The following is a 3,678-nucleotide window of genomic DNA, read 5'->3' as shown; positions in this document are numbered from 1 at the left end:
GGGATCGAGTGTTTCTGACATCTTCAGTCCTTCCCGCCACGCCCACGCTCGGCGTGTCAGACCAAGATCAGATCCACCGTTGTCCTGACAGTCCCTGGATCGAGGCTAAGTGCGCAGCGGAACTGTTGCCAGCTGCGACTTTCGCGTCGTGAATTGCAGGCCGTCGTCGTCGATTCTTCCGCGGCGTAGTTTATGGATATCGAGGAGGTAATTCTGCTTTACCTGCCAGGGCCCGCGAGATCCCGCCTTCGGCAGCTGATCAATCGAGCGCTGGAAGTAGCCGGACGACAAATCGGCGAAGGGCTGTTCTTCGACACTTTCCCCGGGGTGGGGGGCCACCATGGTTTCGTAGCCGTGTGCGTCCATGTAATTCAGTAAGCGACAGATGAACTCTGCTACCAGATCTGCTTTCAAGGTCCACGACGCGTTGATGTAGCCCATGGTGAACGCCATATTCGGCACATCGGACAGGATCATGGACTTGTAGGTCATCGACTTGGCGACGTCGACGCTCTGACCGTTACGAGAGATCTTGGTGCCACCAAAGAGTCGCATGTTCAAACCGGTTGCAGTCACGATTACATCGGCGGTCAACTCATCACCCGAAGAAAGCTCGATCCCCGTCCTGGTGAAGTGGTCGATCGTATCGGTGACCACACCGGCCTTGCCGCTCCGGATTGCCTTGAAGAAGTCACCGTCAGGGGCTAGGCACGCCCGCTCGTCCCAAGGGTCGTACTTAGGTGTGAAGTGCTTGTCCACGTCGTAGCCGGCGGGTAGCTGGCGCTTAACCCAGGCGATCATCGCTTTGCGCATGGTGCGCGGGAAGCGGCGCGCCAACTGATATTGCGCCACCGCAAGAGAAATGTTCTTCCAGCGGTTGACGAAGTCCGAGTGCTTGACCGGTAGCCACTTGATGAGTTGGGCGGCGACAGGGTCCACGTTTGGCAGCGATGCGATGTACGTCGGTGACCGTTGCAGCATCGTCAGGTGGCCGGCGCCCGAGTCGACCATCGACGGGATGAGGGTGATTGCAGTAGCGCCACTGCCGATGACGACGATGTCCTTGCCCGCATAGTCCAGGTCTTCGGGCCAGTGTTGAGGATGCACGATTGTTCCCCCAAAGTTTTCCTCGCCGGGGAACTTCGGTCGATAACCCTCGTCGTAGTTGTAGTAGCCGCTGCACATGAAAAGGAACTGCGCCTCGATCTCGGTCTCTTGCCCGTTTCGAAGCATCCTGATGGTCCAGCGCCGGTCGCCGTCTGACCAGTCGGCAGACAGAACCGCGGTGTCAAATCGGACGTGCTGATCGATTCCGTTCTCGGTCGCGGTTTCCCGCAGATAGTTCTTGATCGACGCCGCGTCGACAGTCCACCTCGGGGAGTGCCATGGCTTGAAATGGAATCCGAACGTGCACATATCGGAGTCCGACCGGATCCCCGGGTACTTGAACAGATCCCATGTACCACCCAGGTCTGACCTGCGCTCGAGGACCACATAGCTCTTATCCGGGCAACGCTGCTGCAAGTGCCAAGCAGCACTGATACCGGAAATCCCCGCACCGACAACCACCACATCGAAAACCTCGGACATGTGAATAGACGTTAACAGCTTGATCGCCGTCTCACCAGCGTGCACCACCCGCGCCACGGTGAGGCCGGGCTGGGGCGGGTTGGTCAGGGTGGTTGAGCCGGGGACAAAGAAAATCGGGGCCATCGTCGTCGACCTCACCGGCATGGGCGTCGCTGTAGGCGGCCACTTCTGGCTGAAACGCCGCGGCAAGCATCTACCGGGCGCCGTCGCGGACGATCTCATCGAGCAATGACCGACCGACACCGTCGTTCTTCCCGTAGCAGCATTCCGTGATGTCAACTACCGTGGGCGTGGACGTACCTTCCCAACCAGCGCGCCGACGCCGGTCTTGACCAGAGAACCTTGGACTTCAGATCATCCTCGGGAAGCTACGCCCACTCTCACGCCGCCTCGCCAAGGCTCATCCACGGGTTCTGATCATTGCTCTTGGCCCGCGCGGTGGTGGCCACGGCGTCCAACGTAAGTCGGTCATGCCCTTGAAGCAGCTGCAGCGTGACCGCGAGCAGTTCAAGAGTTCGCGCGCACACCACGGCCGATCCACGCCTGCGTCGCCACTCCGCATCGCGGAGCCTCCCCGATATGCATACTTTAAACCGACGGGCTAGTGGGAACGGGTGTTCGGTGGCGGGTAAGTCCCCAGGGTGGTGGGGTTTGGGGGCTGAGGCCAGGCCATCGCCGCCGCGCTGCGCCCGTCGTCGGGGCCAGTGCGTCAGTCGCCACGTCCGCCGAAGCCCATGCGCACCCTTCGGCTCTCAGCCACCAATGGGGCCAGTGGCATGTGTCGGCGCGCGTGGACGACATCGATGAAGTGCTGTAACGCCTCTGCGACCGAACCCGCTTGCAGGGTGTGCCATTCCTCGGCGGGCGGGAGCCAGTCACGGCTGGCCGGCGCACCGACGAGGATCCAATCGACACCACGCCAATGACACTCGGCGCCCAAGGTCGAGATCAGACGCTCGAAGGTGCGCCCATCGCTCACGCCGCCGAGCCAGCGCACGCCGGTGACATCGACCACCAAGGGGCCGCCCATGTTGGTGAAACGGCAGAGGTGCCCCAGCACGGCCTCGACGTTCCCCGCATCGAGGCGGCCGGTAAGACTGATGACGGTTGCCACACTGCGCATCTGAGCTTTCACCCCCGCGCCCCGGCAATCAATGAAAGCGGAAGACGGATCACTACTGGTGGGAGTATCCATGCAAAACCCGTCATCTAGATGAGACGACCAGCACAGCGAGAACGGAACCATGCTGATCGTTGACCGCATCGAGCTGTGTGGTCTGTTCAACCGACGGACTGTTCAGCCCAGCCCGACCCAGCATACGAGGTGCCATCGGAACGGCAACCGCACCGTGACCTCTTGGTGCCTGTTGTTCTGCCGAGTACCTCCGAGGCGCGGGTGACGAAGACGTCGGTCAAATCGGTTCCGTCAACCCTCGCTCGACGGGCGACCTGTGCAAACGTAACTCGGCGCTTTCCTGGCGCGCAACCGTTCAAATTCGGTGCGTTCAGGCCCCTGAGCGTGCTTTGGCCTCCGCCGCGGCGATGCGCGAAACTGCACCGCGCAAGCGTATACGCCAAGGAGACTCCTGCACCCCGCTGGGACTCCGCTGTCGACACCCGGGCACGCAACGCCACATGGTGTACATCCACGACCGGTCCACCGTGGCCGACTACCGCGAGGTGGCCGGCCATCGGGAGGGAGACCCCGACGCCCTCGCGAGAAAGGACGAAGCCGCTCAGGGGGATACCGGAGCGGCTTCGTCGTGTCAGTTCGTACATAGTTGTGCAGGGCGTTGGCCGAGTTAGCCGGTGTAGGCCGGTCCGCCGCCGCCGGAACCGACGCCGGGGATGCTGCCGAATCCGCCGAGGGGTCCACCTCCACCGCAGCTTTCCACGCCGTTGATGGGGGCGCAGCCTTGGCCACCGCTGGCGTTACCGCCGCCGCAGCCAACGCCCGCGATACAGCCCCCGCCGCCCGGCGGCGGCGGTGGATCCTGAACCACCCCGTGTTTGATGCACACCTTCTTTCGAGGGAAGGTTGTTCGCATCATGCCGAAGAAGTACGACGAGGAGTTCAAGGCCCGAGCG

General features: G+C 62.2%; 2 protein-coding genes and 3 pseudogenes. All 5 read right to left on the bottom strand.

Features of this window, described 5'->3' with window-relative positions; all coding sequences use genetic code 11:
• Positions 1-105: 105 nt before the first annotated feature.
• Positions 106-1,590 (bottom strand): NAD(P)/FAD-dependent oxidoreductase, encoded by a 1,485-nt coding sequence (locus ABZ195_RS28585; RefSeq protein ID WP_355223251.1) that lies wholly within the window; start codon positions 1,588-1,590, stop codon positions 106-108.
• Between the two features lie 118 nt (positions 1,591-1,708).
• Positions 1,709-1,864, bottom strand: a pseudogene (locus ABZ195_RS28580) (IS256 family transposase); the annotation flags it as partial.
• A gap of 154 nt (positions 1,865-2,018) precedes the next feature.
• Positions 2,019-2,152 (bottom strand): annotated as a pseudogene (locus ABZ195_RS28575) (hypothetical protein); the annotation flags it as partial.
• A 147-nt stretch (positions 2,153-2,299) separates the two neighbouring features.
• Positions 2,300-2,704, bottom strand: a complete 405-nt coding sequence (locus ABZ195_RS28570; RefSeq protein WP_355223250.1) for a hypothetical protein — start codon at positions 2,702-2,704, stop codon at positions 2,300-2,302.
• Between the two features lie 688 nt (positions 2,705-3,392).
• A pseudogene (locus ABZ195_RS28565) lies at positions 3,393-3,678 on the bottom strand (hypothetical protein); the annotation flags it as partial.

The sequence above is a fragment of the Mycobacterium sp. NPDC006124 genome, from assembly GCF_040614235.1.
GTDB lineage: Bacteria > Actinomycetota > Actinomycetes > Mycobacteriales > Mycobacteriaceae > Mycobacterium.
Note: the sequence above shows the minus strand (reverse complement) of the source record. Positions and strands in the feature narration are given on the sequence as shown.

Bases quoted from the DNA above. Each gene is read 5' to 3' on its own strand.
- ABZ195_RS28585 (WP_355223251.1), bottom strand. From the start codon at position 1,590: ATGTCCGAGGTTTTCGATGTGGTGGTTGTCGGTGCGGGGATTTCCGGT.